We start from the raw sequence: 20,451 nt of genomic DNA on the forward strand, positions 1-20,451 counted from the left end.
ACGACCGCTTGCTCGGTCGAGGTGCGTAGTTGGCAGCGGTTTGCAGCGATCGTGGCGCCTTTTCAATCGAAATTGACGCATTCACCGAGACTGCTCACGTTACATCGGGCGTTACGCCCACTTTTGTCTCTCAGTGCAGGATCGGACGTGAGGATGGCACAGCGCTTGCTCCAGCAGGCGAGCCAATCCAAATACTCCTCAGGAGCACGTCCATGCCTCACACGTCTTTTCAGAAAGGTTTCTTGGCGCTCGCAATCACTGGCGCACTGGGTTTTTCCTCCCTCGCTCACGCTGACATCGTCATCGGTATCGGTGCGCCCATGACCGGCGGCAACGCGGCATTCGGCGATCAACTGTGGCGCGGCGCCGAGCAGGCAGCAGCGGATATCAACGCTGCGGGCGGCATCAACGGTGAGCAGATCAGGCTGGTGAAGGGCGATGACGCCTGCGAGCCCAAGCAGGCCGTGTCGGTGGCCAACCGTATGGTCGATTCGGACAAAGTGGTCGCGGTGATCGGCCACTTCTGTTCGTCGTCCACCATGCCGGCTTCCGAGGTGTATGACGAGGCGGGCATCCTGGCGGTAACGCCGGCGTCGACCAACCCGCAGGTGACCGAGCGCGGGCTTTCGGCGATGTTCCGCATGTGCGGCCGTGACGACCAGCAGGGCATCGTCGCTGGCGATTACATCGTCGATACGCTCAAGGCCACCAAGATCGCCGTGGTGCACGACAAGGACACCTACGGCCAGGGCCTGGCCGACGCCACCCGTTCGCAGCTCAACAAGCGCGGTGTGAAAGAGGTGATGTACGAAGGCCTGACCCGCGGCGAGAAGGACTTCAACGCACTGGTCACCAAGATCCGCGCCAGCGGCGCCGAGGTTGTCTATTTCGGTGGCCTGCACGCCGAGGCCGGCCCGCTGGTACGGCAGATGCGCGAGCAGGGCGTGACCGCCAAGTTCGTCTCCGGCGACGGCATCGTGACCGATGAGCTGGTCGGCACCGCCGGTGGCCCGCAGTACACCGACGGCGTGCTGATGACTTTCGGCGCCGACCCTCGCCTGATCGCCGATGGCAAGGCGGTGATCGACAAGTTCCGCGCCAATGGCTACGAGCCCGAGGGCTACACGCTCTATTCCTACGCCTCCCTGCAGGTGGTCGCCGCGGCCTTCACCGGCATCAACGGCACCGATGGCACCGAAGCCGCTGAGTGGTTGAAAGCCAATCCGGTGCAGACGGTGATGGGCAAGAAGGAGTTCGACGAGAAGGGTGACCTGAAGGTCTCCGACTACGTGATGTACCAATGGGGCACTGACGGCAAATACAAGCAGCTTTAAGAGAGCCTATTCACGATCTGTCGGGCAGAACCAGGCGGGTGAGCAAGGCGGAAGCGGCCTTTCGTAGGGTGGATCGGGGCGCGTAGCTGACGCTTCACCTGCGCGGCCCGATCCGTCCACCGTTCTGCAATCGCAATGGTGGATGAAAAAAGCGTCATCCACCCTACGGGGTCAGCTGAAAACGGGAATCGGATGGCAGGTCGTAGGATGGGTGCAACCCATCGGCAATTGATGGGTTGCACCCATCCTACGGGCTGAACCGCTTTTAACTTGCCGCTTATGTTTGCTCCTGTCTTTTTACGGCCATGCAGATCGTGAACAAAACTCCAAACCCGGTGGGCCCATGGCCTGCCGGGGCTGCTGCGGTCGCCTGGCGGCTGCGTGCTTCTTTCTCCGTCACTGACTCAGAGATTTCTCAATGGACGGCATCTTCCTGCAACAGATGATCAATGGCCTGACCCTCGGTTCGGTCTATGGCCTGATCGCCATTGGCTACACCATGGTTTACGGCATTATCGGCATGATCAACTTCGCCCACGGCGAGGTGTACATGGTCTCCGCCTACCTGGCCGCCATCGCCATCGCCCTGCTGGGCTTCTTCGGCATTCATTCCTTCCCGCTGGTGATCCTCGGTACGCTGATCTTCACCATCGTGGTCACCGGGGTATACGGCTTCGCCATCGAACGCATCGCCTACAAACCCCTGCGCAACTCGACGCGACTGGCGCCGCTGATCAGCGCCATCGGCATGTCGCTGATCCTGCAGAACTACGTGCAGCTCAGCCAGGGCGCGCGGCAGCAGGGCATCCCGACCATGCTCGAAGGCGCTCTGCGCCTGCATGTGGGCGACGGTTTCGTGATGATCACCTACACCAAGCTGTTCATCATCGCCGCGGCCATCATCGGCATGCTGGCGCTGACCTTCATCATCCAGAACACCCGCCTGGGGCGCATGTGCCGCGCCACCCAGCAGGATCGCAAGATGGCGCAGATCCTCGGTATCAACACCGATCGGGTGATTTCCTACGTGTTCGTCATCGGCGCTTCCATGGGCGCACTGGCCGGGGTGCTGATCACCCTCAACTACGGCACCTTCGATTTCTACGCCGGCTTCATCATCGGCATCAAGGCTTTCACCGCGGCGGTGCTCGGCGGCATCGGTTCGCTGCCCGGGGCGATGCTCGGCGGGCTGATTCTCGGCGTCGCCGAGGCACAGTTCTCCGGGATGGTGAATTCCGATTACAAGGACGTGTTCAGTTTCTCACTGCTGGTGCTGATCCTGATCTTCCGTCCCCAGGGCCTGCTGGGCCGTCCTCAGGTAACCAAGGTGTAAACCGTGAGTACGACTTCTTCTATCGATGTGAAAAAGAGCCTGATCGACAGCCTGATGGCCGGCCTGATCGCGCTCATCGTGTTTGGCCCCGTGGTCGGTGTGGTACTGCAGGGTTATGACTTCAATATGCGTTTCGACCGCGTGGCGTGGATGGTCGGCACGGTGATGGTCGGCCGCCTGCTGCTCAGTCTGTTCCTGCAGACGGGCAAAGGGCGCGTGGTGCTGGAGGGCTTCGAGCGCTCCGGCGGTGGCGTCGGCGTGCAGCCTCCGGGCTACGTGTCGCGCATGCGCTGGATCATTCCGGGGCTGATCGTGCTGGCGATCATCTTCCCGTTCTTCGCCAACAAGTACCTGCTGACGGTGATCATCCTCGGCCTGATCTACGTGCTGCTCGGCCTGGGTCTGAACATCGTGGTCGGCCTGGCCGGGCTGCTCGATCTGGGCTTCGTCGGTTTCTACGCCATCGGCGCCTACGGCCTGACCATGGGCTACCAATACCTCGGCCTGGGCTTCTGGAGCATGTTGCCGCTGGCGGCGCTGATGGCGGCCTTCGCCGGGACGATCCTGGGCTTTCCGGTGTTGAGGATGCACGGCGACTACCTGGCCATCGTGACCCTGGGCTTTGGCGAGATCATCCGCCTGGTGCTGACCAACTGGCTGGCGGTCACCGGCGGTCCCAATGGGATGAGCGCCCCGTCGCCGACCTTCTTCGGCCTGGAGTTCGCCCGTCGCGCGAGGGACGGCGGTGTGCCGTATCACGAGTTCTTCGGCGTGACCTACAACCCCAACATGAAGTTCCTGTTCATCTATGCGGTGCTGGTGCTGGTCGTGCTGCTGGTGCTCTACGTCAAGCATCGCCTCACGCGCATGCCGGTCGGCCGCGCCTGGGAGGCGCTGCGCGAGGATGAAATCGCCTGTCGCTCCATGGGCCTGAACCACGTGCTGGTCAAGCTCTCGGCTTTTACCCTGGGTGCTTCCACGGCCGGTATCGCCGGGGTGTTCTTCGCCACCTATCAGGGCTTCGTCAATCCGACCTCGTTCACTTTCTTCGAGTCGGCGCTGATCCTCGCCATCGTGGTGCTCGGCGGCATGGGTTCGACCGTCGGCGTGGTGATCGCTGCCTTCGTGCTGACCATCGCCCCGGAGCTGCTGCGCAGCTTCGCCGACTATCGAGTGCTGCTGTTCGGCATTCTCATGGTGGTGATGATGATCTGGCGGCCACGCGGGCTGATTCGCATCAACCGCATCGGCATCGCCCCGCGTAAAGGAGTCGCACCATGAGCGACAATATCCTTTCGGTCGACAGCCTGATGATGCATTTCGGTGGTATCAAGGCGCTCAACGACGTCAACTTTTCCATCAGGCGCAATTCCATTTCGGCGCTGATCGGCCCCAATGGCGCCGGCAAGACCACGGTGTTCAACTGCCTGACCGGCTTCTACTCGGCCACCGGCGGCAAGATCCTGCTCAATGCCCAGGGCAAGCAGACCGACGTGATCCAGATCCTCGGCGAGCCCTTCGCCGTCGACGATTTCATCAAGCCGCGGCAGTTCGGCTCGCGGCTCTGGTACAAGATGTTCGGCGGCACCCACCTGGTCAATCGCGCCGGGCTGGCGCGCACCTTCCAGAACATTCGCCTGTTCAAGGAAATGACCGTGCTGGAGAACCTGCTGGTGGCCCAGCACATGCTCGCCCAGCGCAGCCTGGTCAAAGGCATCCTCAACACGCCGGGTTATCGGCGCGCCGAGGAGAAGCTGCTGGACACGGCGTTCTACTGGCTGGAGGTGGTCAACCTGGTCGAGCATGCCAATCACCTGGCCGGCGAGCTGTCCTACGGCCAGCAGCGGCGCCTGGAAATCGCCCGGGCCATGTGTACCGGCCCCGAGCTGATCTGCCTGGACGAGCCGGCCGCCGGCCTCAACCCGGTGGAAACCCATGCGCTGAGCAAGATCATCCGCCTGCTGCGCGACGAGCACGGCCTGACCGTGCTGTTGATCGAGCACGACATGGGTATGGTGATGAGCATCTCCGACCATATCATCGTGCTCGACCACGGCCTGGTCATTGCCCAGGGCGGCCCGGACGCCATCAAGAACGACCCGAAAGTGATCGCCGCCTACCTCGGCGCGGACGAGGAGGAAGTGGCATGAATGATATGAGTGCTGCACCGATCCTGGCGTTCAAGGACGTCGACGTGCATTACGGGCAGATCCAGGCGCTGAAGAAGGTCAACCTGCATATCGATCCAGGCGAGACGGTAAGCCTGATCGGCGCCAACGGTGCGGGCAAGTCGACGCTGCTGATGTCGATCTTCGGCCAGCCGCGGGCGAGTGGCGGACAGATCCTCTATCAAGGCCAGGACATCACCCGCAAGAGCACCCACTTCGTCGCGTCCAACGGCATCGCCCAGTCCCCGGAAGGGCGCCGGGTGTTTCCGGATATGAGCGTGGAGGAGAACCTGCTGATGGGCACCATCCCCATCGGCATGAAGCACGCCGAGGAAGACAAACAGCGCATGTTCGAGCTGTTTCCGCGGCTCAGGGAGCGGCGTAACCAGCGGGCGATGACCATGTCCGGTGGTGAACAGCAGATGCTGGCCATCGCCCGGGCGCTGATGAGCCGACCCAAGCTGCTACTGCTCGATGAGCCGTCGCTGGGGCTGGCGCCCATCGTGGTCAAGCAGATCTTCGCCACCCTGCGTGAGCTGGCGCAGACCGGCATGACCATCTTCCTGGTCGAGCAGAACGCCAACCACGCGCTCAGGCTCAGCGACCGCGCCTATGTGATGGTCACCGGGGAAATCCGCATGACCGGCACGGGGCAGGAGTTGTTGGGCAATCAGGACGTGCGCAACGCCTACCTGGGCGGGCACTGACCGCCTGTACCTTTATCGCCCGCAAGCGGGCTCCTACCCATCGAGACTGACCTCGTTCCTGTAGGAGCTGGCTTGCCGGCGATTCGATTTCTCCCGCGACGCGATCTCACTCGTCGCTCAGGTACCCGTGGCGCCCTGTGCATAAACGGCGAACCACTGCTGCAGGCTATCCAGGGTCATGGCGCTTCTCTTCTCGAACATGGCCCCAGCGTAGGCCTGCGTCCGCGTTCTGGCCGCTTGTTTGTCTGGATCGCCTCGATAGGTTTTCTGGATGACCCTGCGGTCTGTTGCCTCAGGTCATGGGAAACGGCCGCTCGATAGGGCACGCTGCACGCAGCAATCGCCTTTTACTGCCAAGGAGACTCCCATGATTCGCAAGTTTGTCGTCGCTTCTGTGCTGGTTCTCGCCAGTTCTCCGTTGTGGGCTGCCGAGTGCTCGGTGGAAGTGCATTCCACCGACCAGATGACCTTCGATACCAAGGAGATCAAGGTAAGCAAGAGCTGCAAGACCTTCACCATCGACCTCAAGCACGTCGGCAATCTGCCCAAGCAAGTGATGGGACATAACCTGGTGCTGGCTAAAACCGCTGACGTTCAGGCCGTCAGCACCGATGGCATCGCCGCCGGTGTCGACCAGGGTTACCTGAAGGAAGGCGACGAGCGGGTGATCGCCCATACCAAGTTGATTGGCGGTGGCGAATCCGACTCGGTGACCTTCGACGTGAGCAAGCTGGACTCGGCAGAAAGCTACCAGTTCTTCTGCTCCTTCCCAGGCCATGCGGCACTGATGAAAGGTGCGCTGACTCTGGTCGACTAAGCACTCCGCGTCATCCCAAAGGCCGCTGCAGCGTCAGCGGCCTTTTTGCATCTGTGTAAAAAGCTCGTATTTTCAGAGTTACACACAAAGGCTGTTGATAAACCTGTTCCGAAGGTGTGCACAGATGTGCGTAGCGCCTTTCCTGCGCTGCTTTCAGCCGATAGCGCTTTTTTTGATCAGCAATTTTTTTCTTTAAAAACAGGATCTTGAGCTTGCCGATTGGGTGCGCGCCAGATTGTCCACGACTCCTGTGGGCAGGGTTGTGGATAAGTTGGGTGTGTCTGTCTGCAAGCCACGCCCTACTTGATCTACAGCGTGGTGATCGTTCTTTGACCAGTTTCACCAAGGCGAAAAAATACCAGCCGGAAACGTGCTTGAGTCAAGAAATAATTCAATTATTTCAGCAGGTTGTGGGTGGCGCCTGTGACCGCACAAGGGCTTTATCCACGATACCTGTGGGGCACGCTGTGGATAAGTTGGGAATAGCTTGGCGCAGGCCAATCGGCGTAAGCCCTGCCGCATGCTGATGTTTTTTCACTCAGATGCTGGCTGGCAATGATTTCAGCCTTCCGCAGAGTCGCTCAGGCCCAGCCCACGCCAGCGTTTGGCGCCGATCAGGATAAAACGCAACTGCTCGATCATCTTGGTTTCCGGGCGGCGGTGCGGGGGCAGGGAAGCCGACTGGGGATCGATCAGTTCAGGGAGGGTGGCGAATACGGTTTTCACCACCAGATCTGCCAGCATGCTGCGCGCCGCCTCATCGAGGTGCTGCAGCTTGGGCATCAGGCTCAGGTCACTGGCCAGGTCGGCGGCGATGTCTTCGCGAAAGGTCGCCAAGGCCAAGCGTACGGGCAGGGAGCCACCAAACTGTTCGCGGGCGAGAAACAGGAACTGGCCGCGGTTCTGTTCCACGGCGCTGAGAAAGATCTGCACCGAGGCGTCGATGATGCCGCCCAGCTCGAATTCGTTGCGGCGCACCTGCCGCAAGGTGATGCGAAAGGTTTCACCTACTTCCGCTACCAGGGCGAGGCCCAGGGCATCCATGTCCTTGAAGTGCCGGTAGAAGCCTGTTGGCACGATACCGGCGACGCGTGCTACCTCACGCAAGCTCAGGCTGCTGAACGCACGGCCGCTGTCCAGCAACTGGCGTGCTGCATCCATCAGCGCCTGCCGGGTAGGGTGGTGTGATATCTGTGCTGGCATCGAATCGCTTCCCTGTTCTGCCCGATTCGGAATCGTAAAGCAAAACCCCGCCATGCGGCGGGGTTCGGAGTGCTCAAGCCGCTACTTAGTGGCGGTTTTTCAGACCGTAGCCCTCGTCGAGCATGCCGGGAACGTCGGCACCCTTGGGTGCGTAGTCCTTGGGGATTTCCATGTCGCGCGGCGGCGTCAGGCGTTCACGCTTTTCGCTGCTCGGTTCGGCGTGCAGGGTGGCGAGCAGGCGCTGGCGGGTCACTTCGTCAAGGGCCAGGCGATCGGCACCGTGGGACAGGTGCTCCTGAACGTCGTGATAGCTCTGGGTCAGTTTCTTGACCAGATTGGCGGTGGTGTTGAAGTGGGTGACCACTTCGCTCTGGTAGGCCTCGAAACGTTCCTGCATGTCGTCCAGTTGGCGCTGGGTGCGGCTAGGCGCGGCATTGGGCGCAAGGCGGGCGATCAGGAAACCGATGGCGATGCCAGCGACCAGGGTAAGTGCCGGTAGCAACCAGGCGGTGAGCGTCTGTTCCACGAGTCCTTCCTCTCTAAACGGCTTTGCTTTACGTTAACGGCTGGAACCTGCGCTGTACACCGCTATGTTGAGGTGTGCCGACGCAGGCTGTCAGCTAGACGAGTCGACCCTGTTCGAGGTCACGGAGTTCACTGTTGCTCATCCGCGAAACCCCCGTAATGATCGATGGCCCGAGCGGCCAGCTTGAGGCCCTTTCCCTGGAGGCGGCCGAGGCGCGCGGCGTCGCGCTGATCTGCCACCCCAACCCGGTGCAGGGCGGCACCATGCTCAACAAAGTGGTGTCGACCCTGCAGCGCACGGCCCGCGATGCCGGCTATCACACCCTGCGCTTCAACTACCGCGGCGTGGGCGCCAGTGCCGGCAGCCATGACATGGGCAGTGGCGAAGTGGATGACGCCGAAGCCGTTGCCCACTGGCTGCGCGAGCGTTATCCCGAGTTGCCACTGACCCTGCTGGGGTTTTCCTTCGGCGGTTTCGTGGCGGCCAGCCTCGGTGCACGCCTGGAACGGCAGGGGATCGAGCCTGCGCAACTGTTCATGATCGCCCCGGCCGTCATGCGCCTGAGCGGTGACAATCCGCCTGCCGAGCGCTGCCCGATGGTGGTGATCCAGCCGGATGCCGACGAGGTGGTCGAGCCCCAGCTCGTCTACGACTGGTCAGCCCACCTTGGGCGTGCCCACGAGCTGCTGAAAGTGGCAGAATGCGGGCACTTTTTCCACGGCAAACTGACCGACCTGAAAGACTTGCTGCTACCCCGACTGTGAGGGTGCATCCGTCAGCCGCCTTCCTCCTGTTTAAGCGATCGTCATGACCACTCGTATTCTTACCGGCATCACCACCACCGGCACACCGCACCTCGGCAACTACGCTGGCGCAATTCGCCCGGCCATCGTCGCCAGCCGCAGCCCCGACGCGGATTCCTTCTACTTCCTTGCCGATTATCATGCGCTGATCAAGTGCGACGACCCGCTGCGCATCCAGCGTTCGCGCCTGGAAATCGCGGCCACCTGGCTGGCGCTGGGTCTGGATACCGACAGGGCGACTTTCTATCGCCAGTCCGATATCCCGGAAATTCCCGAGCTGTGCTGGCTGCTGACCTGCGTGGCCGGCAAGGGCCTGCTCAACCGTGCCCACGCCTACAAGGCCTCGGTCGACAAGAACGTCGAAGCCGGTGAAGACCCGGATGCCGGCGTGACCATGGGGCTGTTCAGCTACCCGGTGCTGATGGCGGCGGACATCCTGATGTTCAACGCCCAGAAGGTGCCGGTCGGTCGCGACCAGATCCAGCACGTGGAAATGGCCCGTGACATCGGCCAGCGTTTCAACCACCTGTTCGGCCAGGGCAAGGATCTGTTCAAGCTGCCCGAAGCGGTGATCGAGGAAGACGTCGCCACTCTGCCGGGGCTCGACGGGCGCAAGATGTCGAAGAGCTACGACAACACCATTCCGCTGTTCTCCAGCTCCAAGCAGTTGAAGGACGCCGTGGCGCGCATCGTCACCGACTCCAGGCTGCCCGGCGAGGCAAAGGATCCGGACAACTCGCACCTGTTCACCCTCTATCAGGCCTTTGCCGCACCGACCCAGCAGGCCGATTTCCGCGCCGCGCTACTTGGCGGGCTGGCCTGGGGCGAAGCCAAGCAGGCGCTTTATGAACTGCTGGAAGCCGAACTGGGCGAGGCGCGTGAGCGCTATCACGCATTGATCGCCCGCCCGGCCGATCTCGAAGACATCCTGCAGGCTGGCGCGGCCAAGGCCCGTCGTATCGCCACCCCGTTCCTCGGTGAGTTGCGCGAGGCGGTTGGCCTGCGCTCGTTCCGCAGCCAGGCTGCCAGCAGTGAAGGCGTGAAGAAGAAGGCCGTCAAGCGCGCCCGTTTCGTCAGTTTCCGCGACGATGACGGCAGCTTCCGCTTCCGTCTGCTGGATGCCGACGGCGAACAACTGTTGCTGTCGCCATCCTTCGCCGACGGCAAGGCGGCGGGGCAGGTGAGTAAACGCCTGCAGGCCGGCGAGCCGCTGGATATCCGCATTCAGGGCGACGCCTTTGGCGTGTGGCTGGATGAACAATTGGTCGGTGAAAGCCCGGCGTTCGCCGATGCAACCGCCACCGAGGCCGCTGTCGCCCGCCTGCGCGAAGCGCTGGCGCCGGAAGAAGCCTGACACCTATATGCGGTGGGGCGGTCTGAGACCCTAGTTTTGTAGGGTGGATCGGGACACGTAGCCGACGCTTCACCTACGCGGCCCGATCCGTCTACCATTCGATGAGTGCAGTGGTGGATCGGTGAAGCGTGATCCACCCTACGGCCTCGCTCATGGCTCCGCTGCCCCCAGGGCTCATTGAACTCTTCCCGTTTCAGCGGCGTGGCTTGCGCTGAGGCGGGAACAGCCCCTAAAGTGTCGCCCCCGCTTTATTTGCCCGGTTTACGCACTATGACCCCGCTCGAACGCTACCAGGCCGACCTCAAACGTCCGGACTTCTTTCACGATGCCGCCCAGGAACAGGCCGTGCGCCACCTGCAGCGCCTGTACGACGATCTGGTCGCTGATGATCGAAGCAAGCCCGGCGTGCTCGGCAAGCTGTTCGGCAAGAAGACCATCACGCCGGTCAAGGGCCTGTACTTCTGGGGCGGCGTCGGCCGCGGCAAGACCTATCTGGTCGATACCTTCTTCGACGCCCTGCCGTTCAAGGAAAAGGAGCGTACCCACTTCCATCGTTTCATGAAGCGCGTGCACGAAGAGATGCGCACCCTCAAGGACGTCAAGAACCCGTTGACCGTGATCGGCAAGCGCTTCTCCGAACAGTTCCGGGTGATCTGTTTCGACGAATTCTTCGTCTCCGATATCACCGACGCGATGATCCTGGCGACCCTGCTGGAAGAATTGTTCAAGAACGGCGTGACGCTGGTGGCGACGTCCAACATCGTGCCCGACGGTTTGTACAAGGATGGTCTGCAGCGTGCCCGCTTCCTGCCGGCGATCGAACTGCTCAAGGTGCACACGGACATCGTCAACGTCGACAGCGGTATCGATTACCGCCTGCGTGCCCTGGAGCAGGCCGAGCTGTTTCACTTTCCTCTGGGCGAGGCTGCCGAGCAGAGTCTGGAGAAGAGCTTCAAGAGCCTGCTGCACGAGCAGGCCAGCGTTCAGGAAAACGAAGCGCTGACTATCGAGAACCGCGCCATTACCGCTCGCCGTGTCGGTGGCGACGTGGGCTGGTTCGATTTCCGCGAACTGTGCGACGGCCCGCGTAGCCAGAACGATTACATCGAGCTGGGCAAGATCTTCCACTCGGTGATCCTCGCCAACGTCGAGCAGATGAGCGTGTCCAAGGAAGATATGGCGCGCCGTTTCATCAATCTGGTGGACGAGTTCTACGACCGCAACGTCAAACTGATCATTTCCGCCGAGGTGGAGCTCAAGGATCTGTATACCGGTGGTCGCCTGAGCTTCGAATTCCAGCGCACCCTCAGCCGCCTGCTGGAAATGCAGTCCCACGAATTCCTCTCGCGCCCGCACAAGCCCTAGAGCAGCCTCAAGCTGCAAGCCGCAAGTGAGCGTCCGGCGTTAGTCGGGCTGTGCCTTTGCTTGCAGCTTGTGGCTTGCAGCTTGCCGCTGTCTGTATTGGTTCGGCGACAGGCCGGTGTGCTGGCGGAACAGCCGGGCGAAGAAGCTCGCATCGTCGTAACCGATCTCGTAGCTGACGGTCTTGATGCTTTTCGGAGAGGATGACAACAGCCCCTTGGCCGTTTCGATGCGCAGCCGCTGCAGGTAATACAGCGGTTTGTCGCCGGTGGCGGCATGGAAGCGGCGCATGAAGTTGCGAATGCTCATGCCGTGCTCGCGGGCCACGTCTTCGAAACGAAAGCGCTCGGCGAAGTGATCCTCGAGCCATTGCTGGATCTGCAGGATCTTCGGATCCTGATGCTGCTTCTGGCCGCCGAAGCCGATACGCCCCGGTGTGTAGTTGCGGCGCACTTCATAGAGGATGTCGCGGGCTACGCTCTGGGCCACGCTGGTGCCGCAGAAGCGTTCGATCAGGTAAATGTACAGGTCACAGGCCGAGGTCGGGCCGGCCACGCAGTAGAGGTTGTCGGCGTCGGTGAGGTGCTTGTCCTGATTGAGGATGACCGCCGGGAAGCGCTTGGCGAACTCGCCGAAGAACCGCCAGCAGGTGGTCGCCTCCTTGCCATCGAGGAGCCCGCTGGCGGCCATCCAGAACACTCCGTTGGCTTCCCCGCACAGGCTGGCGCCTGCTGCGTGGCGCTCGCGCAGCCAGTCGAACACGTGCGGGTAGCGGTTGCACAACGCGTCGTAATCGTCCCAGAACGCCGGCAGGATGATCAGCTCCGACTCATTGTCGAGCGGGCCGTCCACGGGGAGCTGAACGTCGCTGAAACTGCGCACCGGCAAGCCGTCCGGGCTGACCAGGCGAACCTCGAAGGTCGGCACCAGACCCAGGCCCTGCTGCTTGCCGTGACGCAGGCCGGCCATATGAAAGAAATCTCTGGCTTGCATGAGGGTCGAAGCGAATACGCCGGGCGTGGCGAGGATGCTCACGCGAGTGAGCGAGGATGGCAGGCTGGGCATGGCTGTTGTTCTTATTCGAGTGATTGGGTCAGCCTGATGGTAAAGCCGTCAGGCTATGGCTGAATCGTCTTCTTTTATCCTGGCTGCGTCCAGTCCGGTCTTGTAACCTTTGCCTTGGGAGCCGTCGCCATGATCGCCTTTTCCGAACTCGCCGCCTCGCCGTTTGCCGACTGGGATGGCACTCCGGCCGCAGCGAGAATCCTGCAGAAGCAACTGGCCGAGCAGGTACGTCTGGAGGATGACTATCCTCCACTGCGGCTGTTGGCGGGCGTCGATGTCGGCTTCGAGGAGGGCGGCGACATCACCCGCGCTGCGGCGATATTGCTCGATGCCGAGACCTTGCAGCCGATAGCCGAGTGCGTGGCACGAATTCCCACCAGCATGCCGTATGTGCCAGGTCTGTTGTCGTTTCGCGAGTTGCCGGCCTTGATCGACGCGCTGGCGGGGTTGCCACAGGAGCCGGATCTGATCGTGGTCGATGGCCACGGCATTGCGCACCCGCGGGGACTGGGTATCGCTGCGCATCTCGGTGTGGTCAGCGGTCGGCCGACCATCGGTGTGGCGAAGAAGATTCTTACCGGTCATCACGCCGAACTGGGGGAAGAGCGGGGCGACAAGGTCGAGTTGTTCGATCGTCAGGGGCGGCAGATTGGCTGGGTGCTGCGCAGCAAGCGCAAGGTGCGACCGCTGATCGTGTCGCCGGGCCACAGGGTGAGCATGGATCGTGCGGCAGAGCTGGTGTTGAGTTGGGGGAACGGCTATCGGCTACCGGAGCCGACGCGGCTGGCCGACCGACTGGCATCACGGCGTGATACCAAGGGGGCGAAGCTTCTTTAGGCAGGTTTGTATGGCGTGCGGATTTGGTGGGCTGAGGCCCGCCCTACAGCGTGTGAGGTTGTAGATACCGTCTTGCCCGTTACCTCGCAAGCGCCAATTCGGCATCAAAAGGCATTCTCGATTTCATTGAGTAGGGTGGACGACGCTTGCCTGCGCGGCCCGATCCGTAACCGTGGTGGTGGATGAAAACAGCGTCAGCTACGCGCCCCGATCCACCCTACATGACTGAAGGGGGAGCTTCAGACCACCGCTAACCCCGAAAAGTCAGGGCGCCGGATTTGGCTGCGCCTTGTGAATCGCTTCGATACCTTCCAGCACCGCGTCGCTGAGCTTCAGTTCGCTGCTCGCCAGGTTGGATTCCAACTGCTGCAGCGAGGTGGCGCCGATGATGTTACTGGTCACGAACGGACGGCTGGTGACGAACGCCAGGGCCATCTGTGCCGGATCCAACCCATGCTCGCGCGCCAATGCCACGTAGCGCGAGCAGGCCGCCTCGGCCTCCGGATTGCTGTAACGGGCGAAGCGGCTGAACAGGCTCAGGCGAGCGTTTTCCGGGCGGGCGCCGCCTTCGTACTTGCCGGAGAGCATGCCGAACGCCAGGGGCGAGTAGGCCAGCAGGCCGCACTGCTCGCGAATCGCCACTTCCGCCAGACCCACCTCGAAGCTGCGGTTGAGCAGGTTGTAGGGGTTCTGGATGGAAACCACGCGGGACATGCCGCGGCTTTCGGCCAGTTGCAGAAACTTCATGGCACCCCACGGGGTTTCGTTGGACAGGCCGATATGGCGGATCTTGCCGGCTTTGACCTGCTCATCCAGCGCGTCGAGGATTTCTTCCACGGGCGTGAAGTCGCTGTCCTGATGGTTGTAGCCGAGTTGGCCGAAGAAATTGGTCGGCCGCTCCGGCCAGTGCAGCTGGTAGAGGTCGATCCAGTCGGTCTGCAGGCGCTCGAGGCTGGCGTCCAGGGCGGCCACGATGTGCTGGCGGTTGTGCTTGAGCTGGCTGTCGCGGATGTGGGTGATGCCATTGCCGGGGCCAGCGATCTTGCTGGCCAGGATCCAGTCGGCACGGTCGCCGCGTTGCTTGAAGTATTCACCGATGATCTGTTCGGTCTTGCTGTAGGTCTCTGCCCGTGGTGGTACCGGGTACATCTCCGCGGTGTCGATGAAATTGATGCCGTAGGCCTTGGCGCGATCGATCTGCGCGAACGCCTCGGGAGCGTCGTTCTGTTCGCCCCAGGTCATGGTGCCCAGGCACAAGGCGCTGACATTGAGATCGGTTCGGCCGAGCTGGCAGTATTCCATTGGAGAGTCCTCTGACAAAAAGCGCATACAAGCAGGTTGAAATTTTTTTCGCAATCGGCATAATTCGGCACCTCTTTCTGCGGTGGAAGTGATGCGCCGCCTGCCGAAGAATCTTGCCGTACGCGGACGCGCTGACCCGAGCCCCCGATAGCGCCCGCATCCGGCTGCCTTTGACTTGTCAAAGTACGCACTATTCAGTAAGATCCGCCGTCTAATTTTGCAGGGCGGCCCCTGAGGCTATAAAGAATGAAAACTTTTACCGCTAAACCAGAAACAGTAAAGCGCGACTGGTTTGTGATCGACGCTGCTGGCCAGACCCTGGGTCGTCTGGCTACTGAAATCGCTAGCCGCCTGCGTGGCAAGCACAAGCCCGAGTACACCCCTCACGTTGACACCGGCGACTACATCGTCGTCATCAACGCCGAGCAGGTTCGTGTGACCGGTGCCAAGACCACCGACAAAATGTACTACTCGCACTCCGGTTTCCCGGGCGGCATCAAGTCGATCAGCTTCGACAAGCTGATCGCCAAGGCGCCTGAGCGCGTGATCGAGACCGCGGTTAAAGGCATGCTGCCGAAAAACCCGCTGGGTCGCGACATGTACCGTAAGCTGAAAGTCTATGCGGGCGCTGCTCACCCTCATACTGCTCAGCAGCCCCAAGAACTGAAGATTTAACGGAATAGTTCATTATGTCGGCGACTCAAAATTACGGCACTGGCCGTCGCAAGACTGCAACCGCACGCGTTTTCCTGCGTCCGGGCACTGGCAAGATCTCCATCAACAACCGCACCCTGGACACCTTCTTCGGTCGTGAAACTGCCCGCATGGTAGTTCGCCAGCCGCTGGAGCTGACCGAGACTGTCGAGAAATTCGACATCTACGTTACCGTTATCGGTGGCGGTGTGAGCGGTCAAGCTGGTGCGATCCGCCACGGTATCACCCGCGCTCTGATGGACTACGACGAGACTCTGCGTCCGGCTCTGCGTAAAGCAGGCTACGTGACCCGCGATGCTCGTGAAGTCGAGCGTAAGAAAGTTGGTCTGCGTAAAGCGCGTAAGCGTCCTCAGTACTCCAAGCGTTAATTCGCTGCGGTACTCGAAAACGCCCAGTTTCCTCACGGAGCTGGGCTTTTTTTATGGCCTGCCATCCCTGGCGGCCACCCTGCGGGCCGTCGCAAGCGACGTTAAAAATGGCTCCCGGCCATTTTTTCATTTCTGCTTCAGGCCACGCCTATTCCTGTCTGCTCCGCTCGAGCACCGGCGTTTCAGCCTACTCATCGCTTCGTTGATGCGCGTCATGAGTCGCCCCGCCAGCCTGTGCGAATCTCGCGCCGGATTGCAGCCAAGCTGATCTGGATGCACGAGCATCGGGGGCTTCTGTCCATCAATCGCCCTTGGGCGACGCGGCAGGTAATAACCTGCTCCGGCCGTCGGGCTGTGGGAATGGATTAAAGTCCTTGATGAACGTCGAATCGATTGCGGCCCTGTACCGCAGCGTTGCAGCTCACGCTCTGCAAGGGTTTCGGCCTTTCGGAAACATCCTTCTCGAAAGGTTTTTCATGACCATCTGGCCGCTTTTCCGCGCGACCAACACTTACTTATTAGAGGCCTGAACAACAGGCCGGAAAGCCGATGGGAGACGACTGAATGAGCAATGACGGCGTGAATGCGGGCCGGCGTCGCTTTCTGGTGGCAGCCACTTCAGTGGTTGGGGCTGCTGGAGCGGTGGGGGCTGCAGTTCCGTTTGTGGGGTCGTGGTATCCGAGCGCCAAGGCCAAGGCCGCAGGTGCTCCGGTCAAGGTGAATGTCGGCAAGATCGAACCCGGGCAGCAGATGGTCGCCGAGTGGCGCGGGCAGCCGGTGTTCATCATGCGGCGCACCGAGGCGATCCTGAGCGACCTCGCCAGGATCGAAGGGCAATTGGCCGACGCGAATTCCAAGAACTCCGTACAGCCGGCCTACGTCGATCCCAAGACTCGCTCGATCAAACCCGAGATTCTGCTGCTGGTTGGGCTCTGCACCCACCTGGGGTGCGCGCCGTCGTTCCGCCCCGAGGTGGCACCTGCCGATCTCGGCGAGAGCTGGGTCGGCGGCTATTTCTGTCCGTGCCACGGTTCGCGTTACGACCTCGCCGGCCGGGTCTACAAGTCGCAGCCGGCACCGCTGAACCTACCGGTGCCGCCGCACACTTACGAGTCGGCTGACGTGATCATCATCGGCGTGGATCAGGAGCAAGCATGATGAGCAAATTCATGGAGTGGGTGGATGCACGTTTTCCCGCCACCAAGATGTGGAACGACCATCTGGCCAAGTACTACGCACCGAAGAACTTCAATTTCCTGTACTTCTTCGGCTCCCTGGCCCTGCTGGTACTGGTCAACCAGTTGCTCACCGGCGTCTGGCTGACCATGAGCTACACGCCTACGGCCGAAGGCGCCTTCGCCTCGGTCGAAGGCATCATGCGCGACGTGCGCACTGGCGATACGCCCCACGGCGCGATCCTGCGCTACATGCACTCGACCGGCGCGTCGGCGTTCTTCATCGTCGTCTATCTGCACATGTTCCGCGGCTTGCTCTACGGTTCGTACCAGAAGCCCCGCGAGCTGGTGTGGATCTTCGGCATGCTGATCTACCTGATGCTGATGGCCGAAGCCTTCATGGGTTATCTGCTGCCGTGGGGGCAGATGTCCTACTGGGGCGCCCAGGTGATCATCTCGCTGTTCGGCGCCATCCCGTTCATCGGCGATGCGCTGACCGAGTGGATCCGTGGCGACTACCTGATTTCCGGCATCACCCTCAACCGCTTCTTCGCCCTGCATGTGGTGGCCCTGCCGATCGTCATTCTCGGCCTGGTGGTGCTGCACATCCTGGCGCTGCACGAGGTCGGTTCGAACAACCCGGACGGCATCGACATCAAGAAGCACAAGGACGAGAACGGCATTCCGCTCGACGGCATTCCCTTCCACCCGTACTACACGGTGAAGGATATCGTCGGCGTGGTGGTGTTCCTCTTCGTGTTCTGCTTCGTGGTGTTCTTCTTTCCGGAAATGGGCGGCTACTTCCTGGAGAAGCCCAACTTCGAACAGGCCAACCCGTTCAAGACGCCCGAGCATATCGCGCCGGTCTGGTACTTCACGCCCTTCTACGCGATCTTGCGGGCGATCCCGGACAAGCTCATGGGGGTGATCGCCATGGGCGGCGCCATCGCCGTGCTGTTCGTGCTGCCCTGGCTGGATCGCAGCCCGGTTCGCTCGATGCGTTACAAAGGCTGGCTGAGCAAGATCTGGTTGCTGGTGTTCTGCGTGTCCTTCGTCATCCTCGGCGTGCTGGGTGTCTTGCCGCCGACCCCGGGCCGTACGTTGCTGTCGCAGGTGTGCACCTTCCTGTACTTCGCGTACTTCATCCTGATGCCTTTCTACACCAGGATGGAAAAGACCAAACCGGTTCCTGAAAGGGTGACAGGCTGATGAGAAAGCTATTTGCTGCATGGGTAGTCGCATTGCTGCCTGCTCTGTCCCTGGCGGCCGGTGGTCATGGCGTGGCGCTGGACAAGGCCGATATCGACCTGACCGACAAGGCGGCGCTGCAGGATGGCGCGCGTACCTTCGCCAACTACTGCATGGGTTGCCACAGCGCCAAGTTCCAGCGCTACGAGCGGGTTGCCGCGGATATCGGCGTTTCCGAAGAGCAGATGATGGAAAACCTGGTGTTCACCGATGCCAAGATCGGCGATCACATGAACATCGGCATGACCCCCGAGGATGCCAAACGCTGGTTCGGTGCCGCGCCGCCCGACCTGACCCTAGTCGCCCGGGTTCGCGGTAACGATTGGCTGTACACCTACCTGCGTACCTTCTATGACGATCCGGGGCGGCCGCTGGGCGCCAACAACCTGGTGTTCCCCAACGTTGGCATGCCCAACGTGCTGGGTGGCTTGCAGGGGCGTCAGTACATGGGTTGCAAGCAGGTACAGGTGGTGGAGAACGGCAAGAAGCAGTACGACCCACTGACCGGCACGCCACTCACCCACGAAGCCTGTGACCAACTGATGCTCGAGCCCAACAGCGGCAAGCTCAGCCCGCAGGCGTTCGATGACAAGGTGCGTAACCTGGTGACCTTCCTCGCCTACTCGGCGGATCCGAACAAGCTGCATATGCGGCGCATCGGCACCTATGTGTTGTTGTACCTGGCGTTCTTCTTCGTGTTCGCCTATCTGCTCAAGCGCGAGTACTGGAAAGACGTGCACTGACCGCATCCGGTATCATGGCCGACCTGCGTGCTTCCCTGGGGGGGACGCAGGTTTTTTTGTGGCTTGCCATCCCTGGCGGCCACCCTTCGGGCCGTCGCGAGCGACGTCAAAAATCGCTCCTGGCGATTTTTTGTGGCCTGCCATCCCTGGCGGTCGCCCTTACGGGCCGTCGCGGGCGACTTCAACAAGCGCTCCGGCGATTTTTTGTGCTCTAAGAATCTGGAGGATCGCCTTGGCTGCGACCAATAGGTTGGCCTGTTATTCCGACCCCGCCGACCACTATTCCCATCGCGTACGCATCGTGCTTGCTGAAAAGAGCGTCGTCGCGGAGATCATCAGCGTCGAGCAGGGCCGCTCTCCAACCAAGTTGCTGGAGGCCAATCCTTACGCGAGCCTGCCGACCCTGGTCGACCGTGACCTGGCGCTGTACGAGCCGACGGTGATCATGGAGTACCTGGAGGAGCGTTATCCCCATCCTCCGCTGATGCCGGTGTATCCGGTGGCACGCGGCAACACGCGCCTGCTGATGCACCGTATTCAGCGCGACTGGTGCTCGCTGGTCGACCTGATCCTCGATCCACGCAGCAAGGAGGCCGCTCGCGTCCAGGCGCGCAAGGAACTGCGCGAGAGCCTGACCGGCGTTTCGCCGCTGTTTGCCGAAAAGGCATTTTTTCTCAGCGACGAGCTGAGCTTGGTAGACTGCTGCCTGTTGCCGATTCTCTGGCGCCTGCCGGTGCTGGGGATCGAATTGCCAAAACCGGCCAAACCGCTGCTCGACTACATGGATCGGCAGTTCGCTCGCGAGAGCTTTCGCCAGAGCCTGTCCGACGTCGAACGTGACATGCGTTAACCCATTCCCGTGCGCGCCCCAGGCGGCGTGTCCAAGCCCAGGAGGTTTGATGAACTCCAGTCGTCCCTATCTGATTCGTGCACTCTACGAGTGGATCGTCGACAACGATTGCACGCCCCATCTGCTGGTCAACGCCGAGTACCCGGGCGTCAAGGTACCGCCGGGTTTCGTCAGCGACGGGCAGATCGTGCTCAACGTATCGCCCAGCGCCGTGCGCGAGTTGGCCATCAATAACGATGCGGTGAGCTTCGAGGGGCGTTTCGGTGGCGTCGCGCACAGCCTGTTCGTGCCATCGCCTGCCGTGCTGGCTATCTATGCGCGGGAGAATGGCCAGGGCATGGTCTTCGACCTGGAGCCGCCGGTCGCGCAGAGCGACATCGAGGAGGTAGAAGAAGAGCAGAGCCCGCCTGACGACGAACCACCGCGGCCGAGCGGACGACCCAGCCTCAAGGTCGTCAAATAAGCCGCTGCCTCTGGTCGCGAATCGAAATGCCGGTCAATTGACCGGCATTTTTTATGGCCTGCCATCCCTGGCGGCTCCT

General features: G+C 61.5%; 21 protein-coding genes. 17 read left to right on the top strand and 4 right to left on the bottom strand.

The genetic code is table 11. The features are described 5' to 3' along the window. Window positions 1-212: 212 nt before the first annotated feature. From DNK06_RS11715 to azu, 6 genes are all read left to right on the top strand, one after another. The gene (locus DNK06_RS11715) at window positions 213-1,334 is read left to right on the top strand and encodes a branched-chain amino acid ABC transporter substrate-binding protein (RefSeq protein WP_131180197.1); all 1,122 of its coding nucleotides are present in this window, start codon (window positions 213-215) and stop codon (window positions 1,332-1,334) included. A 418-nt stretch (window positions 1,335-1,752) separates the two neighbouring features. After that, complete coding sequence (locus tag DNK06_RS11720) at window positions 1,753-2,667, top strand: ABC transporter permease subunit (protein ID WP_131180198.1); 915 nt, start codon at window positions 1,753-1,755, stop codon at window positions 2,665-2,667. Window positions 2,668-2,670: 3 nt separating this feature from the next. Continuing rightward, complete coding sequence (gene livM / locus DNK06_RS11725; RefSeq protein WP_131180199.1) at window positions 2,671-3,948, top strand: high-affinity branched-chain amino acid ABC transporter permease LivM; 1,278 nt, start codon at window positions 2,671-2,673, stop codon at window positions 3,946-3,948. Then, window positions 3,945-4,817 (top strand): ABC transporter ATP-binding protein, encoded by an 873-nt coding sequence (locus tag DNK06_RS11730; protein WP_131180200.1) that lies wholly within the window; start codon window positions 3,945-3,947, stop codon window positions 4,815-4,817. Before livM ends, DNK06_RS11730 begins: the two co-directional genes overlap by 4 nt. 5 nt (window positions 4,818-4,822) lie before the next feature. Next, window positions 4,823-5,542 carry an ABC transporter ATP-binding protein gene (locus DNK06_RS11735; protein WP_131180334.1) on the top strand — a complete coding sequence of 240 codons (720 nt, stop codon included), beginning with the start codon at window positions 4,823-4,825 and terminating at the stop codon, window positions 5,540-5,542. Window positions 5,543-5,909: 367 nt separating this feature from the next. Further along, a complete protein-coding gene (azu, locus tag DNK06_RS11740) occupies window positions 5,910-6,359 on the top strand; it encodes an azurin (protein ID WP_131180201.1) in 450 nt (149 codons plus the stop codon). Between the two features lie 561 nt (window positions 6,360-6,920). On the opposite strand, the gene DNK06_RS11745 is transcribed toward azu, so the two are convergent. Both DNK06_RS11745 and DNK06_RS11750 read right to left on the bottom strand, forming a co-directional pair. Then, window positions 6,921-7,562, bottom strand: a complete 642-nt coding sequence (locus tag DNK06_RS11745; RefSeq protein ID WP_131180202.1) for a TetR family transcriptional regulator — start codon at window positions 7,560-7,562, stop codon at window positions 6,921-6,923. Between the two features lie 85 nt (window positions 7,563-7,647). Next, complete coding sequence (locus DNK06_RS11750; protein WP_131180203.1) at window positions 7,648-8,088, bottom strand: Z-ring associated ZapG family protein; 441 nt, start codon at window positions 8,086-8,088, stop codon at window positions 7,648-7,650. A gap of 134 nt (window positions 8,089-8,222) precedes the next feature. Here DNK06_RS11750 and DNK06_RS11755 point away from each other — a divergent pair, with 134 nt between their 5' ends. The 3 genes from DNK06_RS11755 to zapE all read left to right on the top strand — a co-directional run bounded on the left by DNK06_RS11755 (window position 8,223) and on the right by zapE (window position 11,610). Then, window positions 8,223-8,852, top strand: coding sequence for an alpha/beta hydrolase (locus DNK06_RS11755; RefSeq protein ID WP_131180204.1), 630 nt, complete (start codon window positions 8,223-8,225; stop codon window positions 8,850-8,852). 43 nt (window positions 8,853-8,895) lie between these two features. Beyond that, window positions 8,896-10,245 carry a tryptophan--tRNA ligase gene (locus DNK06_RS11760; protein WP_131180205.1) on the top strand — a complete coding sequence of 450 codons (1,350 nt, stop codon included), beginning with the start codon at window positions 8,896-8,898 and terminating at the stop codon, window positions 10,243-10,245. A 270-nt stretch (window positions 10,246-10,515) separates the two neighbouring features. Then, entirely contained in the window at window positions 10,516-11,610 is a 1,095-nt protein-coding gene (gene zapE / locus DNK06_RS11765; protein WP_131180206.1) for a cell division protein ZapE, read from the top strand. 39 nt (window positions 11,611-11,649) lie between these two features. Here the strand turns inward: zapE and DNK06_RS11770 are convergent, their stop codons facing one another. After that, a complete protein-coding gene (locus tag DNK06_RS11770) occupies window positions 11,650-12,672 on the bottom strand; it encodes a GlxA family transcriptional regulator (protein WP_131180207.1) in 1,023 nt (340 codons plus the stop codon). A 129-nt stretch (window positions 12,673-12,801) separates the two neighbouring features. On the opposite strand from DNK06_RS11770, the gene nfi reads away from it, so the two are divergent. Beyond that, window positions 12,802-13,509 (top strand): deoxyribonuclease V, encoded by a 708-nt coding sequence (gene nfi / locus DNK06_RS11775; RefSeq protein ID WP_131180208.1) that lies wholly within the window; start codon window positions 12,802-12,804, stop codon window positions 13,507-13,509. A 264-nt stretch (window positions 13,510-13,773) separates the two neighbouring features. Here nfi and DNK06_RS11780 read toward each other — a convergent pair whose 3' ends face one another. Next, window positions 13,774-14,811 carry an NADP(H)-dependent aldo-keto reductase gene (locus tag DNK06_RS11780; RefSeq protein ID WP_131180209.1) on the bottom strand — a complete coding sequence of 346 codons (1,038 nt, stop codon included), beginning with the start codon at window positions 14,809-14,811 and terminating at the stop codon, window positions 13,774-13,776. A gap of 246 nt (window positions 14,812-15,057) precedes the next feature. Here DNK06_RS11780 and rplM point away from each other — a divergent pair, with 246 nt between their 5' ends. From rplM to DNK06_RS11815, 7 genes are all read left to right on the top strand, one after another. Continuing rightward, the gene (rplM, locus tag DNK06_RS11785; RefSeq protein WP_042556349.1) at window positions 15,058-15,486 is read left to right on the top strand and encodes a 50S ribosomal protein L13; all 429 of its coding nucleotides are present in this window, start codon (window positions 15,058-15,060) and stop codon (window positions 15,484-15,486) included. Window positions 15,487-15,500: 14 nt separating this feature from the next. Further along, a complete protein-coding gene (gene rpsI, locus DNK06_RS11790) occupies window positions 15,501-15,893 on the top strand; it encodes a 30S ribosomal protein S9 (RefSeq protein WP_013789890.1) in 393 nt (130 codons plus the stop codon). 564 nt (window positions 15,894-16,457) lie between these two features. Next, on the top strand, window positions 16,458-17,051 hold the full coding sequence (gene petA, locus DNK06_RS11795) for a ubiquinol-cytochrome c reductase iron-sulfur subunit (RefSeq protein WP_131180210.1): 594 nt from the start codon (window positions 16,458-16,460) through the stop codon (window positions 17,049-17,051). Beyond that, a complete protein-coding gene (locus DNK06_RS11800) occupies window positions 17,051-18,277 on the top strand; it encodes a cytochrome b (RefSeq protein ID WP_131180211.1) in 1,227 nt (408 codons plus the stop codon). Before petA ends, DNK06_RS11800 begins: the two co-directional genes overlap by 1 nt. Beyond that, window positions 18,277-19,059 carry a cytochrome c1 gene (locus tag DNK06_RS11805; RefSeq protein ID WP_131180212.1) on the top strand — a complete coding sequence of 261 codons (783 nt, stop codon included), beginning with the start codon at window positions 18,277-18,279 and terminating at the stop codon, window positions 19,057-19,059. Before DNK06_RS11800 ends, DNK06_RS11805 begins: the two co-directional genes overlap by 1 nt. 232 nt (window positions 19,060-19,291) lie before the next feature. Then, the gene (locus tag DNK06_RS11810) at window positions 19,292-19,909 is read left to right on the top strand and encodes a glutathione S-transferase N-terminal domain-containing protein (RefSeq protein WP_131180213.1); all 618 of its coding nucleotides are present in this window, start codon (window positions 19,292-19,294) and stop codon (window positions 19,907-19,909) included. 49 nt (window positions 19,910-19,958) lie between these two features. After that, window positions 19,959-20,372: a ClpXP protease specificity-enhancing factor gene (locus DNK06_RS11815; RefSeq protein ID WP_131180214.1), complete on the top strand. Its 414-nt coding sequence runs from the start codon at window positions 19,959-19,961 to the stop codon at window positions 20,370-20,372. The last annotated feature ends 79 nt before the right edge of the window (window positions 20,373-20,451 follow it).

Origin of the sequence: Phytopseudomonas daroniae (assembly GCF_004327285.1) — a bacterium.
Taxonomy (GTDB): Bacteria; Pseudomonadota; Gammaproteobacteria; order Pseudomonadales; family Pseudomonadaceae; genus Aquipseudomonas; species Aquipseudomonas daroniae.